The organism is Ideonella lacteola (genome assembly GCF_038066555.1).
GTDB lineage: Bacteria > Pseudomonadota > Gammaproteobacteria > Burkholderiales > Burkholderiaceae_C > Ideonella > Ideonella lacteola.
Genome location: NZ_JBBUTG010000010.1, coordinates 71,203 through 94,712 on the forward strand (window position 1 = coordinate 71,203; position 23,510 = coordinate 94,712).

The 23,510-nt window shown below is 67.5% G+C and carries 22 protein-coding genes; 17 read left to right on the forward strand and 5 right to left on the reverse strand.

The features are described from left to right. Nucleotides 1-67: 67 nt before the first annotated feature. The 3 genes from AACH06_RS16215 to AACH06_RS16225 all read right to left on the reverse strand — a co-directional run bounded on the left by AACH06_RS16215 (nucleotide 68) and on the right by AACH06_RS16225 (nucleotide 3,015). Nucleotides 68-547: a Smg family protein gene (locus AACH06_RS16215; protein WP_341426785.1), complete on the reverse strand. Its 480-nt coding sequence runs from the start codon at nucleotides 545-547 to the stop codon at nucleotides 68-70. 119 nt (nucleotides 548-666) lie between these two features. Beyond that, complete coding sequence (gene dprA / locus AACH06_RS16220) at nucleotides 667-1,815, reverse strand: DNA-processing protein DprA (RefSeq protein ID WP_341426786.1); 1,149 nt, start codon at nucleotides 1,813-1,815, stop codon at nucleotides 667-669. Nucleotides 1,816-1,857: 42 nt separating this feature from the next. Beyond that, nucleotides 1,858-3,015 (reverse strand): LysM peptidoglycan-binding domain-containing protein, encoded by a 1,158-nt coding sequence (locus AACH06_RS16225; RefSeq protein WP_341426787.1) that lies wholly within the window; start codon nucleotides 3,013-3,015, stop codon nucleotides 1,858-1,860. Between the two features lie 279 nt (nucleotides 3,016-3,294). Here AACH06_RS16225 and def point away from each other — a divergent pair, with 279 nt between their 5' ends. The 10 genes from def (at nucleotide 3,295) to pyk (ending at nucleotide 13,855) form a co-directional block, all read left to right on the forward strand. Continuing rightward, nucleotides 3,295-3,810, forward strand: coding sequence for a peptide deformylase (gene def / locus AACH06_RS16230; RefSeq protein ID WP_341426788.1), 516 nt, complete (start codon nucleotides 3,295-3,297; stop codon nucleotides 3,808-3,810). Between the two features lie 14 nt (nucleotides 3,811-3,824). Continuing rightward, a complete protein-coding gene (gene fmt, locus AACH06_RS16235) occupies nucleotides 3,825-4,778 on the forward strand; it encodes a methionyl-tRNA formyltransferase (protein ID WP_341426941.1) in 954 nt (317 codons plus the stop codon). A 78-nt stretch (nucleotides 4,779-4,856) separates the two neighbouring features. Then, a complete protein-coding gene (gene htpX, locus AACH06_RS16240; RefSeq protein WP_341426789.1) occupies nucleotides 4,857-5,717 on the forward strand; it encodes a zinc metalloprotease HtpX in 861 nt (286 codons plus the stop codon). 88 nt (nucleotides 5,718-5,805) lie between these two features. Further along, on the forward strand, nucleotides 5,806-6,222 hold the full coding sequence (locus AACH06_RS16245; RefSeq protein WP_341426790.1) for a hypothetical protein: 417 nt from the start codon (nucleotides 5,806-5,808) through the stop codon (nucleotides 6,220-6,222). A gap of 119 nt (nucleotides 6,223-6,341) precedes the next feature. Continuing rightward, entirely contained in the window at nucleotides 6,342-7,103 is a 762-nt protein-coding gene (locus AACH06_RS16250; RefSeq protein WP_341426791.1) for an AzlC family ABC transporter permease, read from the forward strand. Continuing rightward, complete coding sequence (locus AACH06_RS16255; protein WP_341426793.1) at nucleotides 7,100-7,429, forward strand: AzlD domain-containing protein; 330 nt, start codon at nucleotides 7,100-7,102, stop codon at nucleotides 7,427-7,429. Before AACH06_RS16250 ends, AACH06_RS16255 begins: the two co-directional genes overlap by 4 nt. 65 nt (nucleotides 7,430-7,494) lie before the next feature. Next, entirely contained in the window at nucleotides 7,495-8,685 is a 1,191-nt protein-coding gene (locus tag AACH06_RS16260) for a phosphoglycerate kinase (RefSeq protein WP_341426942.1), read from the forward strand. Next, nucleotides 8,682-9,908 carry a glycoside hydrolase family 5 protein gene (locus tag AACH06_RS16265; RefSeq protein WP_341426794.1) on the forward strand — a complete coding sequence of 409 codons (1,227 nt, stop codon included), beginning with the start codon at nucleotides 8,682-8,684 and terminating at the stop codon, nucleotides 9,906-9,908. Before AACH06_RS16260 ends, AACH06_RS16265 begins: the two co-directional genes overlap by 4 nt. Before the next feature lie 122 nt (nucleotides 9,909-10,030). Next, entirely contained in the window at nucleotides 10,031-12,334 is a 2,304-nt protein-coding gene (locus AACH06_RS16270) for an NADP-dependent malic enzyme (protein WP_341426795.1), read from the forward strand. A gap of 90 nt (nucleotides 12,335-12,424) precedes the next feature. Further along, the gene (pyk, locus tag AACH06_RS16275; RefSeq protein WP_341426796.1) at nucleotides 12,425-13,855 is read left to right on the forward strand and encodes a pyruvate kinase; all 1,431 of its coding nucleotides are present in this window, start codon (nucleotides 12,425-12,427) and stop codon (nucleotides 13,853-13,855) included. A gap of 45 nt (nucleotides 13,856-13,900) precedes the next feature. Here pyk and AACH06_RS16280 read toward each other — a convergent pair whose 3' ends face one another. Beyond that, nucleotides 13,901-14,923, reverse strand: coding sequence for an STAS-like domain-containing protein (locus AACH06_RS16280; RefSeq protein ID WP_341426797.1), 1,023 nt, complete (start codon nucleotides 14,921-14,923; stop codon nucleotides 13,901-13,903). Nucleotides 14,924-15,252: 329 nt separating this feature from the next. On the opposite strand from AACH06_RS16280, the gene fba reads away from it, so the two are divergent. From fba to AACH06_RS16295, 3 genes are all read left to right on the forward strand, one after another. Continuing rightward, nucleotides 15,253-16,317, forward strand: a complete 1,065-nt coding sequence (gene fba, locus AACH06_RS16285; RefSeq protein WP_341426798.1) for a class II fructose-bisphosphate aldolase — start codon at nucleotides 15,253-15,255, stop codon at nucleotides 16,315-16,317. 114 nt (nucleotides 16,318-16,431) lie between these two features. Beyond that, nucleotides 16,432-17,343, forward strand: coding sequence for a phosphoribosylaminoimidazolesuccinocarboxamide synthase (locus AACH06_RS16290; protein WP_341426799.1), 912 nt, complete (start codon nucleotides 16,432-16,434; stop codon nucleotides 17,341-17,343). A gap of 15 nt (nucleotides 17,344-17,358) precedes the next feature. Beyond that, complete coding sequence (locus AACH06_RS16295) at nucleotides 17,359-18,474, forward strand: hypothetical protein (protein WP_341426800.1); 1,116 nt, start codon at nucleotides 17,359-17,361, stop codon at nucleotides 18,472-18,474. 147 nt (nucleotides 18,475-18,621) lie between these two features. Here the strand turns inward: AACH06_RS16295 and AACH06_RS16300 are convergent, their stop codons facing one another. After that, complete coding sequence (locus tag AACH06_RS16300) at nucleotides 18,622-19,590, reverse strand: tetratricopeptide repeat protein (protein ID WP_341426801.1); 969 nt, start codon at nucleotides 19,588-19,590, stop codon at nucleotides 18,622-18,624. A gap of 115 nt (nucleotides 19,591-19,705) precedes the next feature. Here AACH06_RS16300 and purE point away from each other — a divergent pair, with 115 nt between their 5' ends. From purE to AACH06_RS16320, 4 genes are read left to right on the forward strand one after another with little or no spacing between them, the layout of a single operon-like run. Then, a complete protein-coding gene (purE, locus tag AACH06_RS16305) occupies nucleotides 19,706-20,170 on the forward strand; it encodes a 5-(carboxyamino)imidazole ribonucleotide mutase (RefSeq protein WP_341426943.1) in 465 nt (154 codons plus the stop codon). Continuing rightward, nucleotides 20,167-21,351 carry a 5-(carboxyamino)imidazole ribonucleotide synthase gene (locus tag AACH06_RS16310; RefSeq protein ID WP_341426802.1) on the forward strand — a complete coding sequence of 395 codons (1,185 nt, stop codon included), beginning with the start codon at nucleotides 20,167-20,169 and terminating at the stop codon, nucleotides 21,349-21,351. The genes purE and AACH06_RS16310 overlap by 4 nt, the downstream gene beginning before the upstream one ends. Before the next feature lies 1 nt (nucleotide 21,352). Continuing rightward, nucleotides 21,353-22,351: an L-threonylcarbamoyladenylate synthase gene (locus AACH06_RS16315; RefSeq protein ID WP_341426803.1), complete on the forward strand. Its 999-nt coding sequence runs from the start codon at nucleotides 21,353-21,355 to the stop codon at nucleotides 22,349-22,351. A gap of 41 nt (nucleotides 22,352-22,392) precedes the next feature. Beyond that, nucleotides 22,393-23,364 carry an SGNH/GDSL hydrolase family protein gene (locus tag AACH06_RS16320; protein ID WP_341426804.1) on the forward strand — a complete coding sequence of 324 codons (972 nt, stop codon included), beginning with the start codon at nucleotides 22,393-22,395 and terminating at the stop codon, nucleotides 23,362-23,364. The last annotated feature ends 146 nt before the right edge of the window (nucleotides 23,365-23,510 follow it).

Here is a 23,510-nt window from a genome sequence, read left to right on the forward strand (position 1 = left end):
GGCCGTCGCGACGCCAACGAAAAACGGCAGCGAGTGGCTGCCGTTTTCTTCTTGGGCCGGTGGCTGGTCAGTGAATCAGTCGGTCTTCCGGGGCCACGAAGAGCTCGTCGAGAATCAGCGCATCGGGCTCTTCGCCCAAGCTCCAGAAGACCATCAACACGATGATCTTCAGGTCATCCAAGCTCAAAGGGCCCGAGCCCACCGCGGTGGCACGGTCGATCACCATCTCGCGCAGCGGTGGCGTGAGCACACCTGCTGCTTCCAGGAAGCTGATGAAGCCAATCGACTCGTCACCGAGCAGCTCCTGTTCTTCCTTCAGGAACACCCGAACGCCCACCGCGGACTGAGCCAGCGGCGGCGGCAATGTGGGGTCTTGCGCGCTGAGTTCACCCGTGCGCAGCGCCAATCCGTCGAGCCAGTGCAAGGCCTCCTGGATCTCGTCCGATTCGAAACCCACGGCCGAAAGCTTGCGACTCAATTGCGCATGATCCGGGCAGGCGTCGGGCCGCCAGTAGTTTTCGTACAGGTAGACCAGGACGTCGAACATGGATTGACTATAACCGAGTGACTCGGCGGCCGTCGGCGGCATTTGGCGGGACTCCCCCGGGGTCATCGGGCGGTTGTCCAGAGGGGAGGCGACGCGGACCTTGGCGGGCGCCCTGGGGCTCAACTTTCGGCGCGCCGCTGGAACAACCCGCCGGGCAGCCGCACCAAACGGCCGTCGAGTTCCAGCTCCAGCAGGCGTGCTTGAAGCTCGGGCGTGGGCCAGCCGAGGCGCGCCGACAAGGCATCCAGCGTCACGGGGTCATGGCCCAGTGCCGACATCAGCGGGTCGCCATCCCCCTTCCATGCCTCACCGGCGTCACCCAGAGAGGAGGGCTTCAGCGCCGCGCCGGCGGCGGGCAGCCGAAGCTCGAGCAGGATGTCGTCCGCTGTCTCGACCAGTTTGGCGCCATCCTTGATCAGCCGGTGGCAACCCCGCGCCTGCGGGCTGTGAATCGAGCCAGGAATGGCAAACACTTCGCGCCCGCATTCCACCGCCAACCGTGCGGTGATCAGCGATCCGGATTGCACCGCGGCCTCCACGACCAACGTGCCCAGCGTCATGCCCGCAATGATGCGGTTTCGACGCGGGAAATGGCTCTTCAGAGGCAAGGTGCCGAGTGCGAACTCACTCAGCATCAGTCCCGTCCCCGCGGCGATGCGATGTGCCAACGTGTGATGGCTCCGCGGGTAGACCCGGTCCAGCCCGGTGCCCACCACGGCGATCGTGCCGCCACCGGATCCGGTGGCGCCCTCCAGTGCGCCTTCGTGGGCCGCTCCGTCTATCCCTTGCGCGAGCCCCGAGACCACCACGATGCCGGATGCGCTCAGGTGCCGGGCGAAAGCGCGTGCGTTGTCCAGGCCGCCTGGGGTGGCGTGCCGGCTCCCCACGATCGCCAGTGACGGGCGAGCCAGAAGCTCCGGCCGTCCATGTGCGTACACCAACAGCGGCGGATCGGCGGTCTCGAGCAGCGCCGGCGGGTAGGCGGCGTCGCCCACGGTGATGACATGCCGAAGGGCGCGGTCGGCCGAGAGCCAGGCCGATGTGGTCTCGGCCACGGCGTCATGGTCAATTCGTGGCTGTTGAAGTGCCGCCGCAGCTTCTGCGCCGCCGACCTCGCGCCAGCCGCCTGGCCCAGCAGCCAACGCGCGTTCGGGGGAGCCGTAGGCCGCGAGCAGACGTCGAGCGGCGCTGGGTGACAGCCCGGGCGAATGAACCAAGCGCAGCCATGCCCGCAACTCATCGGCGGACAGGGCTTCAGGGGTCGGCATCGTCGTGCGCCCCGGCACATCGGGCCGAAGCGCCGAAAAAGATCAGGGCTGGGTGAACAGATCGCCCGCGCCGACAGGATCCTTCACGTTCAGGATCAGTGCGTACGAGACTTTCTCGAACACACGGAACACGAACAGCATCCCGTGACGCTCATCTGGCAGGCGGATGACTTCGCGCTTGCCTTCGGTGTTGTCGACGCGCGAGGTGCCGGCGCGCCACAACGCCAGAACATGGCCGCGCTCAATGCCGTCGCGCGCCCCCTTGTTCAGCGACACGATCTGGTTCTGGCCCGCGTTCAAGCCATCGCCGTAGACCGCAATGATCCGGCCGGACATCGCCGCGCCGGGTGCATGCGGCGCAAATGCCTCGACATCACGGGCGGGCGTGGGGGACAGACGGTCGCCGACGGCGGCCTCTTCGCGCAAGCTCGTGATCGTGATCGTGGAAGGAACGATTTCGTTCGTGCCGTCCGGCAGCGTGCGCGTCTCACCAGCGCGGGTGAACTCGGCGGCGCCGACAAAGCGGGCCTCGAAGCCGAGCACCTCGCCGGAGGTCGGGTCGACCAGGGGCTTGGGCTCGCGGAACAGCTGCCAATTGCGTGCCGCCGACAAATCGCCGCGGACATAGGCGTTCTCGCCCTTCGAGACGATCACCCGGCCTTCTTGGGTGGCGACGACGCGCGGCGCAGTGGCCAGCGTATTGCTGTCCAGGACCACCGCGTCGTTCAGGAACGGGCCGATCAGGTGCATCGGGACGGACGCGATGGCGTCATCCGGCAGCGGTTCTGCACGAACGCGGGGCGACAGCTTGTCATCGCCAATCGGCTTGGCGGTGCGCAGCCGCGCCCGGTCGCCGGATTTGTCCAGGTAGAGGATCTGCCCCGGGTAGATCAGGTGAGGGTTGCGGATGTCCTCCATGTTCATGCCCCACAGCTCGGGCCAACGCCACGGGCTCTTGAGGAACAACTTGGAGATATCCCACAGGGTGTCACCGCGCTTGACGGTGTAGCTGTCCGGCGCATTCGGCGACAACTCAGACAGCGGGACGCCGTTCTGGGCGACCTGCTGGGCCGTGGACCGTTGGCCCGGCGTGATGGGGTAGTTGGTGGCCCAGGCCGACGCCGCAGCGCCCAACCCCAAGGACACGGCCACGAACCACGTGGAAGTCGGCACAAGGGGCAGACGCGCGAAACGGCTCATGAATGGACTCTCCCGGGCAACGAGCCGGACATCAAAGGCGGTGCAACAATTCCGGTTGTTCTCACAACGGTGGCCAAACCCTCGCGGGTTGGGCTGAAGACCGTCGTCCAGCCGAAACCAAAAGCTAATAAAGCTCCGCAAATTCTGCCCCTAAAGCCTTGATATCGCAAACAAACCGGCCGGCACGGTGCAACCCTTTGTCACCGCCGCGGGCCACAAACGTTGCGTGTCGTTGACAACCTGGGGCAAGCCCCAAGGCCTCTGCAGCCCACCGAACCCATGGCTCTGCTTCCCATCCTGCGTTACCCCGACCCCCGCTTGCACACCGTGGCCGAACCGGTCGCCCAAGTCGATGACAAAGTGCGCGAACTCGTCGACAACATGTTCGAGACCATGTACGAAGCCGAGGGCGTGGGCCTGGCTGCGACCCAGGTCGACGTCCACCAGCGGGTGATCGTGATGGACACCTCCGAGCAGCGCGACCAGCCGCGCGTGCTGATCAACCCCGAATTGATCCGGGTGAGCGACGAAATGATGGTGGGCGACGAGGGCTGCCTGTCGGTGCCTACCGTCTACGACGCCGTTCCTCGGCATGCGCGGGTCACCGTGCGGGCCTTGGGCCGCGACGGTCAGCCGTATGAGTTTGATGCCGAAGGGTTGACGGCGGTCTGCGTTCAGCACGAAATGGATCATCTGCTGGGCAAGGTGTTCGTCGAATACCTGAGCCCGCTCAAGCGCGAGCGCATCAAGACCAAGATGCTGAAGAAGACCCGCGACCAGCAAAAACGCCGATGAGCGGAGCCCATCCGCTGCGCGTCGCCTTCGCCGGCACGCCCGAGTTCGCCGCCGCCGCCTTGGCGGCCATCCACGCCGCGGGGCACCACGTGTCGTTGGTGCTCACTCAGCCGGATCGGCCGGCCGGCCGGGGCATGAAACTCACGCCGTCACCGGTGAAGCAACTGGCACTCCAGATCGGGGCGCCTGTCGCGCAGCCGCAGGGGCTGAAGCTCGATGGCAAATACTCCGACGATGCCCAGGCCGCCCGCGAGGCGCTGCTGCAAGCCGCACCGGATGTCATGGTGGTCGCGGCATACGGGCTGATACTGCCGCAGTGGGTGCTCACGTTGCCCCGCCTGGGCTGCCTCAACATCCACGGTTCGCTGCTGCCTCGCTGGCGCGGCGCCGCGCCCATCCACCGGGCCATCGAGGCGGGCGATGCCGAGACCGGCATCACCATCATGCAGATGGACGAGGGCTTGGACACGGGCGACATGCTGCTGATCGAGCGCGAACCAGTTCGTCCCGATGACACCACCGGCGCGCTGCACGATCGGCTGGCCGCGCTGGGCGCGCGTCTCGTGGTGCAAGCCCTCGCCGATGCGTCGGCCGGACGACTGGTCGCCACGCAGCAGCCGGAGCAGGGCGTCACCTACGCCCACAAGATCGTCAAGAGCGAAGCCGCGATCGACTGGACGCAGCCGGCTGATGCCATCGAGCGCCGCGTCCGCGCGTTCGACCCCTTTCCCGGTGCCACGTTCGAATGTGGTGGCGAGACCGTCAAGCTCTGGCAGGCAAGGGTGAGGCCCGACGTGCAGGGCCCGCCCGGCCGAGTGCTTCAGGCCGATGGCGCGCATCTGGTGGTGGCTTGCGGTGAGGGGGCGCTGGAGTTGCTTCAGCTGCAGCGGCCCGGGGGCAAGCGGATGGCCGCCCAGTCCTTCCTTCAAGGTCGACCGGGCTTGGCGGGGCTCGACCTCGGCCATTGAACTCCGGCGCGCGGACCGCATCTATCGCGTGTCGCCACAGCATGCGCCCACCCTGCCGGGCGCAAGGATGTCACTGACATGTTCAATCTGCTGAAGACCGCCGTTCTGATGGCGGCGATCACCGCCCTGTTCATGACCATCGGTCGCCTGCTCGGCGGCCAGGCCGGCATGTGGCTGGCCCTGGTCGTGGCGCTGGGGATGAACTTCTTCAGCTACTGGTTCTCGGACAAGCTGGTCCTGCGCATGTACAACGCGCAGGAAGTCGACGCCCAGTCCGCGCCCCAGTTCTACCGCATGGTGCAGGAGCTGGCCCAGCGCGCGCAGCTGCCCATGCCGCGCGTCTACCTGATTCAAGAAGATGCGCCGAACGCGTTCGCGACCGGCCGCAACCCGAACCACGCCGCCGTCGCCGCTACCACAGGCATTCTGCGCACGCTTTCCGAGCGCGAGCTGCGCGGCGTGATGGCGCACGAGCTGGCGCACGTGAAGCACAGGGACATCCTGATCTCCACCATCAGCGCGACGATGGCCGGCGCGATCTCGATGCTGGCCAATTTCGCCATGCTCTTCAGCGGCCGCGACAGCGAAGGCCGCTCGGTGAACCCCATCGTCGGGCTGCTCGTCATGATCCTGGCGCCGATCGCGGCCAGCCTGATCCAGATGGCGATCAGCCGCGCTCGAGAGTTCGAGGCCGACCGCGGGGGTGCCGAGATTTCGGGCGACCCGCAGGCCCTGGCGTCAGCGCTGCAGAAGGTCCATCGCATGGCCCAGGGCATGCCGCTGGAGACCGCCGAGCGACACCCTGAAACGGCCCAGATGATGATCATGAATCCGCTGTCCGGCGGCGGCATCGCGGGCCTGTTCTCGACCCACCCGAGCACCGAAGAGCGGGTCGAGCGCCTGCTGGAGATGGCGCGTTCCGGGATGACCGCGCGCTGATCTGGTGGCGGCACGGTCGAGTGCCTCAAGTTGCGGCGGCCCGGGCCGATAAACCCGGCAGTCCCTTGCCCAACGACTGCACCGACCCATGCGCTGCGCACTGCTTGCCCTCGTCACCCCACTCTGCATGGGGTTGGCCGGCTGCGACCTGCTCGGCATCGAGGGCGCCACCGTGGTGGCTGAGCGCAAGGCGGCTGAGGGCAAAGCCATCGGCGCCGCCTGCCGCCATGCGGGCCGGGCGATCGAAGACTGCTACGTCCTGAACAAGAAAGCCGAGAAGGCCTCCATTTACGCCGGCTGGCGCGAGATGGACGACTACATGCGCGAGAACAAGCTCGAGCCGGTGCCGCCGCAGATCAAGGCGGAGACGCCCAAGTCCAAATCGGGCGGAGACGGCGAGGAAGAGGCAGAACCGTCGGCCAAGGTCGCGGATGCCGAGGCCAAACCCAAAGACGGCAAAGAAGGCAAAGACGGCAAGGGCAAGAAGGTGGCTTCGGCCCATTGAGCTTTCACGGCGCAGCCGATCAAGCCGCACTGCGCGTGTGCAAGCGCGCACAAGCCGAGGGCATCCACGCACGGCCGCGGCCATGCGCGTGCGTGTAAACCCTAGAGCACAATGTTCGGATGCCCGATGCTGCCCCGGCCACGACGGCCGCCCCCTCACACGCCCGCGTGTGGCAACACCCTGAATTCCGACGCGGTGCCCGCGAAATGACCGGCATTGCACTGGGCCTGGCGGCCTGGGGCCTGGTGACTGGTGTGGCGATGGTGAAGAGCGGGCTGCCGATTCCGCTGGCGCTGCTGATGACCTTCGTGGTGTTCGCCGGCAGTGCGCAGCTGGCTTCGCTGCCGTTGATCGCGAGCGACGCGCCGATCTGGGTCGTCTGGGCCACCGCGGCCTGCGTGAACCTGCGGTTCGTGATTTTCAGTGCGGGCTGGCGCCCGTACTTCGGCCACCTGCCCCTGCGCCAGCGGCTGATGCATGGCTACTTCACAGCCGACCTGAACTATGTGATGTTCATGCGGCGCTTTCCGGAGCCCCGGCCGACCGACGAGCAGGGGCCGTACTTCTGGGGCGGGGTGGCGATCAACTGGGTGACCTGGCAGGGCATGTCACTGCTGGGCATCGCCCTGGCGGACCGGATCCCCACCGCCTGGGGGTTGGGCTTTGCGGGCACGCTGGCGCTGATCGGTCTGACCGGCTCGCTGCTGGTGGACAAAGCCACCTGGATCGCCGCGGCGGTGGCCGCCTGCGCTGCGGTGGCGGCGTTCGCGCTGCCCTTCAAGCTGAACATCGTCGTGGCCATCGCGGCCGCGGTGGCCATCGGCGTGCTGCTGGACCACTTCAACCCCTCGGCCCCGCAGGCCGGCAAGGCAGCATCATGAGCACCTGGGAGGCCGTCGTCTCGATCCTGGGGCTGGGGTTGATCACCGTGCTGACCCGCTCCTTCTTCCTGCTGCCGCAGCGCGAGGTGCCCATTCCCGTCTGGCTGCGCGAAGCCTTGCGCTACGCGCCGCTGGCGGCTCTGGTGGCGGTGATCGCCCCGGAAGTGATCATGACGAACGGGAACCTGATCCAGACGTGGCAGGATGCGCGGTTGTACGCCGCCGCCGCCGGGGCGCTGTGGTACTGGTGGCGCCGTGGCATCCTCGGCACCATCGTCTGCGGCACCACGGTGTTGCTGGCGCTGCGTTTCGGCCTGGGCTGGTGAGCGCCCGGCGCCTGAACGCAGGTTCTGGCGCGAACCGCTTTTCCACCCATCCGAGAACGACCATGATGAAAGTCCTCCGTTTTTCCGACCTCGCGGCCCAGGGCCAGGTGCAAGGCAAGCGCGTGTTCATTCGCGCCGACCTGAACGTGCCGCAGGACGATGCCGGCCGCATCACCGAAGACACGCGCATCCGTGCCTCGGTGCCATGCATCAAGATGGCGCTGGACGCCGGCGCCGCCGTGATGGTCACCAGCCACCTGGGCCGCCCGACCGAGGGTGAATTCAAGCCGGAAGACTCGCTCAAGCCGGTGGCCGAACGTCTGGGCGAATTGCTCGGCCGCGAGGTGCCGCTGGTGTCGAACTGGGTCGATGGCGTGAGCGTTCAGCCAGGCCAGGTGGTGCTGCTGGAGAACTGCCGCCTGAACAAGGGCGAAAAGAAGAACAACGAAGAGCTGGCGAAGAAGATGGCGGCCTTGTGCGACGTCTTCGTGCACGACGCCTTCGGGACGGCCCACCGTGCCGAGGCCTCGACCTACGGCATCGCGCAGTTCGCGCCCGTCGCCTGCGCCGGCCCCTTGCTGGCTGCGGAAATCGATGCGATCGGCAAGGCGCTGGCCAACCCGAAGCGGCCACTGGTCGCCATCGTGGCCGGCTCCAAGGTGTCGACCAAGCTGACCATCCTTCAATCGCTGGCCAAGAACGTCGACGGCCTGATCGTCGGCGGCGGCATCGCCAACACCTTCATGCTGGCCGCCGGCCTGAAGATCGGCAAGAGCCTGGCCGAGCCCGATCTGCTCGGCGAAGCCAAGGCGGTCATCGAGGCGATGAAGGCCCGTGGCGCCGAGGTGCCGATCCCTGAGGACGTGGTCACCGCCAAGGCGTTCGCAGCCGATGCGGCCGCCACAGTGAAGGCCGCGGCCGACGTGGCCGACGACGATCTCATCCTCGACATCGGCCCGAAGACGGCCGCCAGGCTGGCCGAGCAGCTCAAGGCGGCGGGCACCATCGTCTGGAATGGCCCGGTGGGCGTGTTCGAGTTCGATGCCTTCGCCAAGGGCACCGAGACCATCGCCCGCGCCATCGCTGCATCGGATGCGTTCAGCATCGCGGGCGGCGGCGATACCTTGGCCGCCATCGCCAAATACGGCATCGAGAAAGACGTGGGCTACATCTCCACCGGCGGCGGCGCCTTCCTGGAAGTGCTGGAAGGCAAGACCCTGCCGGCCTTCGAGATCCTGGCCAAGCGCGCCGCGTGAAGCCGGTGCGCCGCCCGGGCCGGTGGCTGCTCGCCGCTGCCCTGGTGGCGTGGACGGCGGGGGGCCTCGCCGCCCCGTTGGTGGCGGAGCCACGCGCCTCGGATGCACCCGCCACCGCTGGTGCGCCGGCGAGGTTGCCCGGTGGGCAACCCGGCGGCACCGGTCTGCTTGGTGTACAGCCCGGCGGCATCGGCGTGCTTGGTGTGCAGCCCGGTGGCACCGGTCTGCTGCGCGACTGCAAGCCCTGGGTGCCGCGGGGCCTGTCGTTCTTCGGGCGCTTGCTGCCCGCCGAGCGCGTGGCGGACCCGAGCACGGGTGCCGCGCGTGAGCGCTACCAGGCCATGGCGCTGCCCCTGGCCCGCGCGATCGGTGCCGATGTGGTGCGTTTGCAGATCGGACAGCCGTTTCTCGACCCTCAATCGCCTGAATACGACAAGGGCTACCTCGACCAGGTGAGAGAGGCCGTGTCACAGGCCCGCCGCGCCGGGTTCAGCGTCATCCTTTCTTTGCAGTGGGAGGGGCGAACCGGCGTCAAACCGGTCGAGATGCTGCCCAAGGCCTCGGCGTTGCGCGCCTGGGCCGCCACCGCACCCGCTTTCGCCGACGACCTCGGTGTCGCCTTCGAGCTGTTCAACGAGCCGGCCAGCCCACCCAATCCCGGCCCCGGTGTGTGGGAGGCCTGGCGGGCAGGGCACCAAGCCTTGATCGACATGCTGCGCCAGCGTGGGCTGCGCCAACTGCTGATCGTCGACGGTCTGCGCGGCGCGCAACGGCTCGATGGCGCGCCACCGCTGCGCGATCCGTTGGGCCAACTGGCCTATGGCGTGCACCCGTACTTCGGCGAGGAAGACAACAGCCCCGCCGGCTGGGACCAGCGTTTCGGGCGTTTTGCCGCCCAGCACCCGGTCATCGTCACCGAATGGGGCCACGCGGCGCGCCATTGCGAGCGGGGTGGTGCCGATACCGCGGCGCAGCTGCTGGACTACCTGGCCGAGCGCCGCATCGGCGTCGTGGCCTATGGCGCCGACGAGATCCACAGCCGCATCCTGCGCTGGGAGGGCGAGCGGCCAGTCTGGTCGAGCTACCGGGGGCGCCCGTGCCAGGGCGGCGCGGCCGGCCCGGGTGAGCTGATCCATGACTGGTTCACACAGCGAGCGCGTGACTCGGACAAGGCGCCGGCCCTCTCGGCGGCCGCTTGCGAGCGGCCCGCCCTGGCGCGCTGAACCCTGTCGACAGACGGGGCTTGCCCCAGGCATGAAGGCATGCCAATGGTGCATGCTGTGGGCATCACGGACGCGGCGCGCGCGGATCACCGTTACGCTGCGCGACCCCTGGAGGAGACCGCATGAGCCAGCCCCTGACCCCTGCCGAACAAGCCCTGCGCGATGCCGCGCTCGAGTACCACCGCAGCCCCACTCGCGGCAAGATCGCTGTCACGCCGACCAAGCCGCTGTCGAACCAGCGCGACCTGTCGCTGGCCTATTCGCCCGGTGTGGCCTATGCCTGTCTGGCCATCGAGGAAGAGCCTGCCCGCGCGGCCGACTTCACCTCGCGGGCCAATTTGGTGGGCGTGGTGACCAACGGCACCGCGGTGCTGGGCCTGGGCAACATCGGGCCCCTGGCGGGCAAGCCGGTGATGGAGGGCAAGGGCTGTCTGTTCAAGAAGTTTGCCGGCATCGACGTGTTCGACATCGAGCTGGCCGAGAACGACCCGGACAAGCTGGTCGAGATCATCGCCGCGCTGGAGCCGACGCTCGGCGGCATCAACCTCGAAGACATCAAGGCACCGGAGTGCTTCTATGTCGAGCGCAAGCTGCGCGACCGGCTGAACATCCCCGTCTTCCACGACGACCAGCACGGGACGGCCATCATCTCCAGCGCCGCGTTGATCAACGGGCTGGAGCTGGTCGGAAAGCGCATCGGCGAGGTCAAGCTGGCCGTGTCGGGCGCGGGCGCGGCCGCCATCGCCTGCCTGGATCTCATGGTCAGCCTGGGCGTGAACCGCCAGAACGTGTTCGTCTGTGACTCCAAGGGCGTGGTGCGTGAGGGGCGCGGCGACAAACTGGACGAATCCAAGCAGCGCTACTGCCAGAACACGTCGGCCACGACGCTGGCCGACGTGGTGGCGGGCGCGGATGTCTTCCTGGGCTGCTCGGCCGCCGGCGTGCTCACCGCCGAGATGGTGAAGACCATGGCGGACAAGCCGATCATCCTGGCATTGGCCAATCCCGAGCCGGAGATCCGACCCGAGGTGGCCAAGGCTGCGCGACCGGATTGCATCATCGCGACCGGCCGCTCGGACTACCCGAACCAGGTCAACAACGTCCTGTGCTTCCCGTACATCTTCCGCGGCGCGTTGGACTGCGGCGCCACGCGGATCACCGAGGCGATGAAGCTCGCCTGCGTGCACGAGATCGCGGCGCTGGCCAAGGCCGAAACCAGCGATGAAGTGGCCGCCGCGTACGCCGGCAAAGAGCTGAAGTTCGGGCCGGACTACCTGATCCCGACGCCGTTCGACGCCCGCCTGATCTTGCGCATTGCGCCGGCGGTGGCGCTGGCCGCGGCCGAGTCCGGCGTGGCCACACGCCCGATCACCGACGCGCAGGCCTACCGCGAGCAACTGGCGACCTATGTCTACCAGACCGGCATGTTCATGCGGCCAGTGTTCCTGGCGGCCAAGGCCAAGCCGGCCCGCGTCGTCTACGCCGAGGGTGAAGACGAGCGGGTGCTGCGGGCCGTGCAGGTGGTGAAGGACGAAGGGCTGGCCCAGCCCATCCTCGTCGGCCGCCCGAGCGTGATCGAGATGCGCATCGAGCGTGCCGGCCTGCGGCTGAAGCCGGGCGTTGATTTCGAGCTGGTCGATCCGGAAGACGACCCGCGCTACCGCGCCTGCTGGGAGGACTATCACCGCATGATGGGCCGCGATGGCATCTCGCCCGAGGCGGCCAAGGCGGCGCTGCGCCGGTCCAACACGCTGATTTCCGCGATGCTGGTTCGCCGCGGCGACGCGGATGCGATGCTGTGCGGCCTGGTGGGCCGGTTCGACCACCACTTCGACCATGTCAAGAACGTGCTCGGCGCCCGCCCCGGCTCCGGGACGATGGCCACGATGAACGCGCTGATGCTCGATCAGCACACCCTTTTCATCGCCGACACCTTCGTCAATGAAGAGCCGACGGCGGAGCAGCTCGCCGAGATCGCGGAGATGGCCGCCGATGAGGTGCGCCGGTTCGGCGTGCCGCCCAAGGTGGCGTTCCTGTCGCACTCCATGTACGGTTCTTCGACCCGCGCCTCGGCGCGGCGCATGCGGGCCGCGCGTGATCTGTTCGTGCGGCGCTGCCCGGGCATCGAGTGCGACGGTGAGATGCAGGGCGATGCGGCGTTGTCCGAAACCATCCGCCGAGCGGTGCTGCCCGATTCCACCTTGAGCGGTGCGGCCAACCTGCTGGTGCTGCCCAACATCGATGCCGCGAACATCCTGTTCAACGTGCTGAAGGTCACCGGCGGGCAGGGCGTCACCGTCGGGCCCATCTTGCTGGGCTCGGCGGCCACCGCCCACATCCTGACGCCCTCGTCGACCATGCGCCGGGTGGTCAACATGACCGCCCTGGCCGTGACGGATGTGCAGGCGGCCCGCGCATCCACTTGATGTTTCGTAATCGTGTCGTAACCTGAAAGCATCCGGCCTGTTGATAATCCGGACGTGAAACAAAAGTACACCCCGACCGGAGAAGCTCCCATGTCCCGCGCCACCAAGATCGTTGCGACCCTCGGCCCGGCCTCCAGCGATCCCGCGGTGCTGGAGCGGCTGCTCCGAGCCGGGGTGGACGTGGTGCGGCTGAATTTCAGCCACGGCAAGGCGCAGGACCACATCGATCGAGCCAATCTGGTGCGCCAGTGCGCGGCACGGGTGGGCAAGCCGATCGCGTTGATGGCTGACCTGCAGGGCCCGAAGATCCGCGTCGGCAAGTTCGCCGAAGGCAAGGTGATGCTCGAAAACGGCGCGCGCTTCGTGCTGGACGCGGCGCGCACCGAGCCCGGCGACATCGACGGTGTCGGTCTGGACTACAAGGAACTGCCGCGCGATGTGAAGCCGGGCGACACGCTGCTGTTGAACGACGGCCTGATCGTGCTCACCGTCGACCGGGTGGCGGGCGACCAGGTGCACACGCTGGTCAAAATCGGTGGCGAGCTGTCCAACAACAAGGGCATCAACAAGCAAGGTGGTGGCCTGACCGCGCCGGCGTTGACCGCCAAGGACATGGAAGACATCAAGACGGCGATGAGCTTCCAGTGCGACTACCTGGCGGTGAGCTTCCCGAAGAACGCCACCGACATGGAAATGGCGCGCCAACTGGCCAACGTGGCCGGTGAGCCGTGGCGCCACAAGCCCGCGATGATCGCGAAGATCGAGCGCAGCGAGGCCATCCCGCACCTCGACGCGATCCTGCGCGCCAGCGACGGCATCATGGTCGCCCGCGGCGATCTGGCGGTCGAGGTCGGCAACGCGACGGTGCCGGCGCTGCAGAAGAAGATGATTCGCATGGCGCGCGAGCTGGACAAGATCGCGATCACCGCCACGCAGATGATGGAATCGATGATCCTGGCGCCGGTGCCCACCCGCGCCGAGGTGTCGGACGTGGCGAACGCGGTGCTGGACGGCACGGACGCCGTGATGCTCAGCGCCGAAACGGCGGCCGGCAAGTACCCGGTCGAGACGGTGGAGCAAATGGCGGCGATCGCGCTCGAGGCCGAGCGCGCCGACGAGGTTCGCCTCGACGCCGACTTCTCCAACAAGCAGTTCGGCCGCATCGACCAGTCGATCGCCATGGGCGCACTCTTCACCGCGCACCACCTGGGCTGCAAGGCCATCATCGCGCTGACGGAGTCCGGCTCCACCGCGCTGTGGATGAGCCGCCACAACATCAAGGTGCCCATCTACGGCCTGACGAGCCAGGAGCGTTCGCAGTCGCGCATGGCGCTGTACCGCAACGTCCGCCCGATCCTCATGGCCAACCACTCCGACCGCGACCAGGCCCTGGCCGAAGCCGAGCGCCTGCTCGTCGCGCGCAATGTGCTGAAACCCGGCGACACCTACGCCATCACCTGCGGCGAGCCGATGGGCTACCCCGGCGGCACGAACATGCTGAAGGTCTGCCGAGTCGGCTGACCCCCACGGCACTCCCGGGCGGCGCCGCGCGCGCCCGGAACGACGTCAGGCGGCCCGCGCGAGGTCGATCATGGCCGTGACCCGCGGGGCAGCGTTCTTGACGAGCAGCTGCACCTGGGTCTGGTTGCGGCCGAAGACGCGGAACAGTTCGTCGGCGAAGCCTTGGCCGATGTGGTCGATGCCGGTGAAATCCAGTTCGGCCTGCTTGAATTCGGTGAGCCGAGCGGCCACGCGCCGGGCTTGTGCGCGCGATTCGAGCCCGGTTTCCTCATTGACGATCAGGCGCAACGGCAGCGTGGTGCGCTCGATCGAGTAGTTCTGGGTGTCCAGGCTGGCCGATCGCATCACCTCGTCGAGCGTGCGGTTCGTGTCCAGCGAAATCGCGAGATAGATCGCGCTGCCTTGCTGCTGCTTCACGGCGCGGGTCTGCTTCCAGCTGCGGGGGTCCCACTCGCGATGCTGGAACGCGACCGCGTTGGCGTGCAGGTCGAAGACGTCTGCCAGGCGTGAAGTGAAGTACAGGCCCCGACCGGTGTGGCGATCGGGTGCGCTGGTCAGCTTGCCCTTGGACAGCTCCAGCATCGCCATCGCGGGGTCTTCGATTTCGAAACCCTCGCGAATCTTGTCGAACAGGCCGCGACCGTCATCCGAGACCAGCAGCTGCAGGTGCGCCGGTGTCTGCCGCATCGAAATCGTGACGAACTGTCCTTCGCTGTGGTCGATCGCGTTGTTGAGCAGCTCGGTGAAGGCGTGCTGCATCATCTGCCGCACGTTCTTGGGCATCTCGAAGTGCGGCGCGAAGTCGCGTGACCAGGGCAGATCTTCGTTCAAGGCGACCAAGGGGTAGCGCTGCACGATCTGCCGCAACCGGCCCGGCGAATAGCGGGCGCGTCGTCCTTCGCCCTGAATCTGCAGCCAGCCCAGGCTCTCGAGCTGCTTGACGAGCGAGCGGGCCTTGCCGATGCCGCACCCGGCCCGTTCGGCAACGGCCTTGGGCAGGTCGGCCGGGCGTTCTTCGGCCAGGCGGGTGATCCAGGTGGTGACTTGTGCGAGTTCGATACGGGCCATGATGGGCTTCCTGTCACGGACTGTCGGAGGGCTGCGGGGTGCGCCGGCGGCCTCGGGGTTTCCTGGCTCACAGTGTTCGCCGAAGCGGCGCAAACTGGAGCCGGAAAAGCGGCGGCTTTCCGGCCCAGTTCCCCGCCGAAGGGACGCGCCGGCGCCTGGCACGTGTGCTGCTTGTCACGCCTTCAGTGGGGGAGGGCGGATGGGGGCGCTCGGTAGAATCCGACGAGTTACGGCGCGATTACATCGGCCCGGCCCCACGTTCAGCACGACGTTGGCGGCCCCGCCCGCCCGGCGCCGGGGCCCGTTTTTCAACTGCAGCGAGGAAGACCATGCCTCTCGTTTCCATGCGCCAACTGCTGGACCATGCCGCCGAAAACGGCTATGGCATCCCGGCTTTCAACGTCAACAACCTGGAGCAGGTCCAGGCCGTGATGACCGCCGCGGCGGAAGTCGGCGCGCCGGTGATCCTGCAGGCCAGCGCCGGGGCTCGAAAGTACGCCGGTGAAGCCTTCATCAAGCACCTGATCCAGGCGGCCGTCGAGGCCTGGCCACAGATTCCGCTGGTGATGCACCAGGACCATGGCCAAAGCCCGGATGTGTGCCGAGGTGCGATGGCACTGGGCTTCGGCTCGGTGATGATGGACGGTTCGCTCGAGGCCGACGGCAAGACGATCGCCAGCTACGAATACAACGTCGACGTGACCCGCAAGGTGGTCGACATGGCCCACGCCCAGGGCGTGACGGTCGAAGGCGAGCTTGGCTGCCTGGGCTCGCTCGAGACCATGCAAGGCGACAAGGAAGATGGCCACGGCACCGACGCCGTGATGACCCACGACCAGCTCCTCACCGACCCGGAGCAGGCGGCCGACTTCGTCAAGCGCACCCAGCTGGACGCCCTGGCCATCGCCATCGGCACCAGCCACGGCGCCTACAAGTTCACCCGCAAGCCCACCGGTGACATCTTGGCGATCGGCCGCGTGAAGGAAATCCACAAGCGCATCCCGAACACCCACCTGGTGATGCACGGCTCCTCGTCGGTGCCGCAGGATTTGCTGGCGATCATCAACCAGTACGGCGGCAAGATGAAGGAGACCTACGGCGTCCCGGTCGAGGAGATCCAGGAAGCCATCAAGCATGGCGTGCGCAAGATCAACATCGACACCGACATCCGCCTGGCGATGACTGGCGCGGTGCGCAAGTTCATGGCCGAGAACCCCGACAAGTTCGACGCCCGCGAGTGGCTCAAGCCCGCTCGCGAAGCTGCGATGAAGATCTGCAAGCAGCGCTACCTCGAATTCGGGTGTGAAGGCCAGGCTGGCAAGATCAAGGCGGTGTCGATGGAGGACATGGCCAAGCGCTATGCTGGCGGCGAGTTGGCCCAGACGGTGGTCTGAGCGCCCGGCACTCTGACTCATCAGCAAGTATCAAGCGGCCCTTCGAGGGCCGCTTTTGCTTGGGCATCCAAATCTGGCCACCTACAATCCAAGGCTCATTTCACCGTCCGCGCCATGACCTCGACGCTGCTTCAGAGTTCGCTGCACTCCCTTCCCCTCCTGGCGCGCGGCAAGGTGCGTGACAACTACGCGGTCGGCAACGACCGCATCCTGATGATCGCGAGCGACCGCTTGTCGGCGTTCGATGTCGTCATGGGCGAGCCCATCCCGGGCAAGGGCGAGTTGCTGACCCAGATGGCGCTGTTCTGGTTCGAGCGCCTGAATCATGTGGTGCCGAACCATCTCACCGGCGATGCGCCGGAATCGGTGGTGGCGGCTGACGAGGTGGCGCAGGTGCGGGGCCGCTCGATGCTGGTCAAGCGCCTGAAGCCCATCCCCATCGAGGCGGTGGTGCGCGGCTACCTGGCGGGCTCGGGTTGGCAAGAGTACCAGCAATCCCAGTCGGTCTGCGGCGTGGCGTTGCCGGCCGGTCTGACGAATGCCGCCAAGCTGCCGGAGCCCATCTTCACCCCCGCCACCAAAGCCGAGATGGGTGAACACGACGAGAACATTTCCTTCGAGCAGGCGGCCGACCAGATTGGCCGCCCCCTGGCCGAACAGGTGCGGGCCGTGGCCATCCGCCTGTACACCGAAGCGGCGGCGTTCGCGCTGACCAAGGGCATCATCATCGCGGACACCAAGTTCGAATTCGGCTTGGATGCAGACGGCACGCTCACGCTGATGGATGAGGTGCTGACACCGGATTCATCGCGCTACTGGCCGGTCGAGGGTTACGCAGACGCCGTCAAGGAGGGCGCCAACCCGCCCAGCTACGACAAGCAGTTCGTGCGTGACTGGCTGCTGCAGGCCACCGTGAACGGCCAACCGTGGGGCAAGACGCCGCCGGCGCCGCCGCTGCCGGCGGAGGTCGTCGAGCGCACGGCCGCGAAGTACCGCGAAGCGTTCGAGCGGCTGAGCGCTCGCTGAACCGGGAGCCGCGCGATGGTCGCCTCCCGCCTGATCGAACGTCTGGATGGCGCGATCGGCGCCGCCGCCGATCCCCTGCAGCGCGAGTACCTTAAGGCCGAGCGGGCCGGCGCGATTGCGCGGCTGGGCCTGCTGTCGGATGCGCGCTTCGCCCTGGGTGGGCTGCGCACCCAGAACCAGCGCCACAAGGACACGCTGCTGTCCGCGTGGATCAGCCTGGTCGAGGGCCAGATCGACCACTTCGATTCGATCGCCCCCAAGGCGGTGGAGAAGTTCCAGCGCGCCTTCGACCTGGCCGAGAGCATCGGCCATGCGCCGATGCAGGCGCTCGCGGCGTCATGGCTGGCCAACTGCGCCTTCAACGCTTCCGACACACCAGCACTGATCGGCCATGTGACCACCGCCTTGCGCCTGGCCGAGCCGGATCAGCATCCGGCCCATGCGCGAGTGGGCCTGGTCTTGGCCGACACCTACCGCTGCAGCGGTGACGATGCCAAGTCGCAGACCTGGTACCTGCGGGCGCGAGCCCATGCCAGCGCCGACGGTGACAGCTCGATGATCAGCGTCTTGCTGCACAACATCTCGGCCATGCGTTCGGGCCAGATCGCGCTGGACGATGCCTTCGGCCGGGCCGATCCCGAGCAAGCCCGCAAGGCGCTGCTGGAGGCGGAATCGACCGCCAACTACGACTGGGGTACCGGTGTGGCGTCGTTGTCGGCGATGGTGCCGGTGACGCGCGCTCAGTTGCTGGTGGCACTGGGGCGCTTCGACGAAGCCGCAAGGCTGTTCGATGAGCACCTGGACCGTGCGCGGCTGGAAGGCATGGCCCACCGCGAGGCCCGCCTGCTGGCCGATCGGGCCTGGTGCCACGTCCGTCTCGGTCATGTGTCACAGGCGTTGGCGGATGCGCGCGCGGCCGAGGCGGCGGTGGGTGCCCAGCGCGATGCCGACGACCGTGCTGCCGCGTATGCCCGTCTGGCCCGTATCCACCGCCATGGTGGGCGCGACAGCATCGCCGAGGCGCTGCAAGCTGAGGCGGACAAGGCGTTCGCCGAGTACGACGCCTATCGGCGCACCACATGCCAGGCTTTGGACGACATGCTCGAGCGACTGGTGCCCGCCGACAAGTAGGTTAGGGCTCGTCCGGCCGGACATCGCTGGCGTGGCGCCATTCCCGCGGCAGCGACGCGGTGGCGGTGTTTCTTCGGCCCCCCCAGGGCTCCGTGTGCCCATCGTTTGAGGGCGGGGACGGATGGGCGGGAAAGGCCGCAGGCGAGATCAGAACAAGGCCATGCTCAGCTTGCGGCGGTACTGATCGACCACCGGGTCTGACACCGGCGTCGCGGCCGCCTTGCCGGTGAGCTCCAACGTGCCCTTGGCGGCGCCGCTGGCTGCGTCGGCCTTGGGCGCGGGCCGGGTCATCAGCTCCAGGATCGCGACGTAAGTCTTGCGCGCCAGCTCCTGGTTCCAGGCTTTGTCGCGCATCAGGATCTCGAGCAACTCGTCCATCGCGTCGGTCGGCTGGCCATGGGCCCACAGGACCTGGGCCCGCTCGAACCGGGCCTCGAAGTCACGTCGATTGGCCTGGATGGCAGCGTCGAGCGTGTCCATCGGCCGAGCGCGGCTGGCCGCCTCCGAGGCTTTCAGTGCATGCTCGATGGCCGCAAAGCGGCTGTCTGAAAGCACCTTGGGCGCCACCGGCTCAAACGCCTGGCGGGCCTGCGCCAGCCGAGCGGGCTGCGCGGCGGCCTGGGCGATCAACAGCTTCAGGTAGTCATAGCGGGCGGTGTCGTTGGCCGGATCGATGGCCACTGCCTCTTGCAAGCGCGCGATGGCTTCGTCGACATCGCCCCCTTCGGCCAGCAACTGCTCGGCTTCGGCCACGTCGGCATCGGCCTCGAGTTCGTCGGCACTGGGCACATGCTTGTCGAGAAACTTGCGCACCTCCGATTCCGGCAGGGCACCCACGAAGCCGTCGATCGGCTGCCCCTGCGAGAACAGCACGCAGAAGGGAATCGATCGGACGCCGAACGCCTGGCTCAGTTGGCTGGCGATCTCCGGTTGTTCGTCGCTGTTGAGCTTGGCGAGCAGAAAACGGCCGCCATAGTCGTTCTCCAGCTTTTCCAGCACCGGACCGAGGCTTTTGCAGGGGCCGCACCACGGCGCCCAGATGTCCAGCAGCACCGGCTGGCGCATGGACGCGCCGATCAGCTCAGCCTCAAAGTTCTGAATGGTGATGTCGATCATGTCGGAATGTGAACTGGGGACGAACGGGTGCGAAACAAGCGCAGCCTAAAATCGCGGTTTTCCCGTGACCCGGAGCCGCAGCTTGGAGTCTGCCCTGCCCGTGGTCGGCATCGTGATGGGGTCGTCCAGTGACTGGGACACCATGCAGATCGCCGCCCAGATTCTCGCCGAGTTCGGCATCCCTTACGAAGCCCGTGTCGTCTCGGCCCATCGAATGCCCGACGACATGTTCGCCTACGCCGATGCCGCGGCGGGGCGAGGCCTGCGAGCGATCATTGCCGGCGCCGGCGGTGCCGCCCACCTGCCGGGCATGTTGGCTGCCAAGACCGTGGTGCCGGTGCTGGGCGTGCCGGTGGCCAGCCGCCACCTGCAGGGCGTCGACTCGCTGCATTCGATCGTGCAGATGCCCAAAGGCATTCCGGTGGCGACATTCGCCATTGGCACGGCGGGTGCGGCCAACGCGGCGCTGTTCGCAGTGGCGATGCTGGCCCACGGTGATGCCGCGCTGGGCCAGCAACTGGCCGACTATCGCTCTCGCCAGACGGAGGCGGCGCGTGCGATGAGCGCCGACCTGAAATGAGCGCGCCGGTCAAAACACTGTTGCCGGGCGCCACGCTGGGGGTGATGGGCGGCGGCCAGTTGGGGCGCATGTTCGTGCATGCCGCCCAATCGATGGGCTACGCCACCGCCGTGCTCGATGCCGACCCCACCAGCCCCGCAGGATTGGTGTCGCATCACCATTTGGCGGCCGCCTACACCGACACCGCCGCCTTGGCCGAACTGGCGCGCGTGGCGGATGCGGTGACCACCGAGTTCGAGAACGTGCCCGCGCCCGCCTTGCGCGTGCTGGCTCAGTCGCGTCCGGTCGCGCCCGGCGCCGATGCGGTGGCCATCTGCCAGGACCGCGCCGCCGAGAAAGCGCATTTCCAGCGGGCGGGGGTGCCCTGCGCGCCGTATGCGGTGGTCGATTCCGACGCAGCGCTGGCATCGGTCGACGCAGCGCTCTTGCCGGGCATCCTCAAGACCGCGACCTTGGGTTACGACGGCAAAGGCCAGGTGCGCGTGGCGACCCGCGATGAATTGACGCAAGCCTGGCAGAAGCTGGGCAAGGCGCGTTGCGTGCTCGAGCAGATGCTGCCGTTGCAAAACGAGCTGTCGGTGATCGTGGCCCGTGGTGGCGATGGTGATGCGGTGACGTTCCCCGTGCAGCAGAACCTTCACCGGGATGGCATCCTCGCCGTGACGCAAGTGCCAGCGCCCCAGGTTTCTGCCGAGTTGGCCGAAGACGCTGCGCGCTGCGCGAAGGCCATCGCCGCATCGATGGGCTACGTCGGGGTGTTGTGCGTTGAATTCTTCGTGGTCGCCGGGGCCGACGATTCGCCGCGCCTGGTGGCCAACGAAATGGCGCCGCGGCCTCACAACTCGGGCCACTACACGATCGACGCCTGCGACGTGTCGCAGTTCGACTTGCAAGTGCGCTGCATGGCGGGCCTGCCTCTTATCGCGCCTCGGTTGCATTCGCCGGCGGTGATGCTCAACCTGCTGGGCGATCTGTGGTTCGCGGCCGATGCCCACGTCGCTCACACGCCGCGCTGGGCCGAGGTGTTGGCATTGCCGGGCGCGCATCTGCATCTCTATGGCAAGGCAGATGCTCGACCTGGCCGCAAGATGGGCCACCTGACGATCACTGGCGCCACCGCCTCCGAGGCGCTTGAGCGCGCCCTGCAGGCCTGTGCCATCCTGGGCCTGCCGGCCTTCTGACATGCCGGTGTTGAACGGGTCCGACGCGATGGTGCTGGGCGACGCCGCGCAGCGCTTGGCCGATGGCCAACTCGTTGCCTTCCCGACGGAGACCGTCTACGGCTTGGGAGCGCGGGCGGACGACGATGCCGCCGTGGCCCGCATCTACGCTGCCAAGGGGCGGCCGGCCGATCATCCCTTGATCGTGCACGTGGCCCATGCCGAAGCTGCGCGAGCGTTCGCCGCCCAGTGGCCCGAGCGCGCGCAGCGGCTGACCGCCGCCTTCTGGCCGGGACCCTTGACCGTCATCGTGCCGCGCGCGCCGGGCATCGCGGCCGCCGCCGCGGGCGGGCAGGACACCATCGGTCTGCGTTGCCCGGCGCATCCGGTCGCGCATGCTTTGCTGTTGGAAGCGGCTCGGCGTGGCGTGCCCGGCGTGGCGGCGCCCAGCGCCAACCGTTTCGGCAAGGTGAGCCCGACCCGGGCCGACCATGTCGCAGGTGAATTCGATGCAGCGCTGTGGGTGCTCGACGGGGGTGCTTGCGACGTGGGCATCGAGTCGGCGATCGTGGACTGCAGCCGTGATCGGGCGGTGCTCTTGCGCCCGGGTACGCTGACGCGCGAACGCATCGAGGCGGCGCTGGGTGGCGAGCCGTTGGCCGAGCGCGATCGACAAGCGCCGCGGGCTTCGGGCACGCTCGACGCGCACTACGCCCCGCGTGCCCGGGTGCGGCTGATGGAAGGTGCCGCGCTGAAGGCGGCGTTGTCCGTGCTGGGCCCGGTCGCCTCCGGGTCAGCCGCGCCCGTGGCGGTATATTCCCGAACCGTGGGCCCGCTGCCTGCGGGCATCCCGGGCCGAGCGATGCCGGCGGACGCCGCTGCCGCCGCACGGGCCTTGTTCGGTGTGCTGCGCGAGCTCGACGCTTTCGGCACACCCTTGATCTGGATCGAGACCCCGCCTGCCGACTCGGCCTGGGACGGCGTTCGGGATCGACTTCAACGCGCTGCGGCAGCCGGCTGAAGGCTGCGCGTGGCCACTGCAATCACCGTATTGGAATGAGCATGATTTCGACTTCGTGGGCCCGCCGGGCCTCTCGTGCCTGGCGCCTCGCGGCGGGCACTGCGCTGGTGGCAGGCGTTCTGGCCGGTTGCGGCGGCAGCACCAGCCAGGTCGACGTGTTCGAGCCGGGGCGCCTGCTGGTTTTCGGCGACGAGCTGAGCCTGCTGACCAACGATGGCTACAAGTACACGGTCAACTCGGTGGACGACAACGACGCCCTTCAGTGTGGCGGCAGCTTGATTTGGGTGCAGATCCTGGCAGCGCAGTACGGCATGGTCTTCGCGGAGTGCAACCCCAATTCGGTGGCCAATCCCAAAGCGAAGATGCTGGCCACCGAGGGCGCGATGGTTGACGACATCGAGACCCAGATCCGGACCTTCACGTCGAGCGACAGCATTCGCGGCGATGACCTCGCGACGGTGCTGGTTGGCATGAACGATGTGCTGCAGGCTTACGCCAGCTTTCCGGCAGACGACGAAGATATTCTGGTGGCTCGCATGAAGAGTGCGGGCGAACGCGCGGCCGCTCGCGTGAATGAGCTGGCTTCCGACGGTGCGCGAGTGTTGGTGAGCACCATGCCCGACATGGGGCAGACGCCCTTCGCCAAGGCCGAAGACTTGGAGCATGGCGACACCCGTTCGCGGCTTTTGACGAGGCTCAGCCGCGAGTTCAACACCGCCATGCGGCTGAAGTTGATCAATGACGGCAGCAAGCTGGGCTTGCTGTTGATGGACGACCTGCAGCACAGCATGGTGCGGGTGCCGGGTGCATTCAGTCTGTCGAACACGGACACCGCGGTGTGCGACGAAAGCGCACCGTTGCCGACCTGCACGTCCAACACGCTCATCTCGACCGATTCGTCAACGCCGAACCCGGAGGCCTACCTTTGGGCGGATGCCACCCGCCCGTCGTTGTCGCTCCATCGCTACCTGGGCTCGCAGGCCGCGAACCGCGCCCGCAACAATCCGTTCTGACGGGCGCCCTGGGTTGCCAGGCGTGACACCGGTCACGCCAAACCCCTTTTGACGACACGGGCGGCGTCCTGTCAGGCCGCCGCCACACAGAGGGTTTGCCCCGGCGGCGAGCCCGAAAACCGCCTCTTATAGTTTTTCCGTTAAAT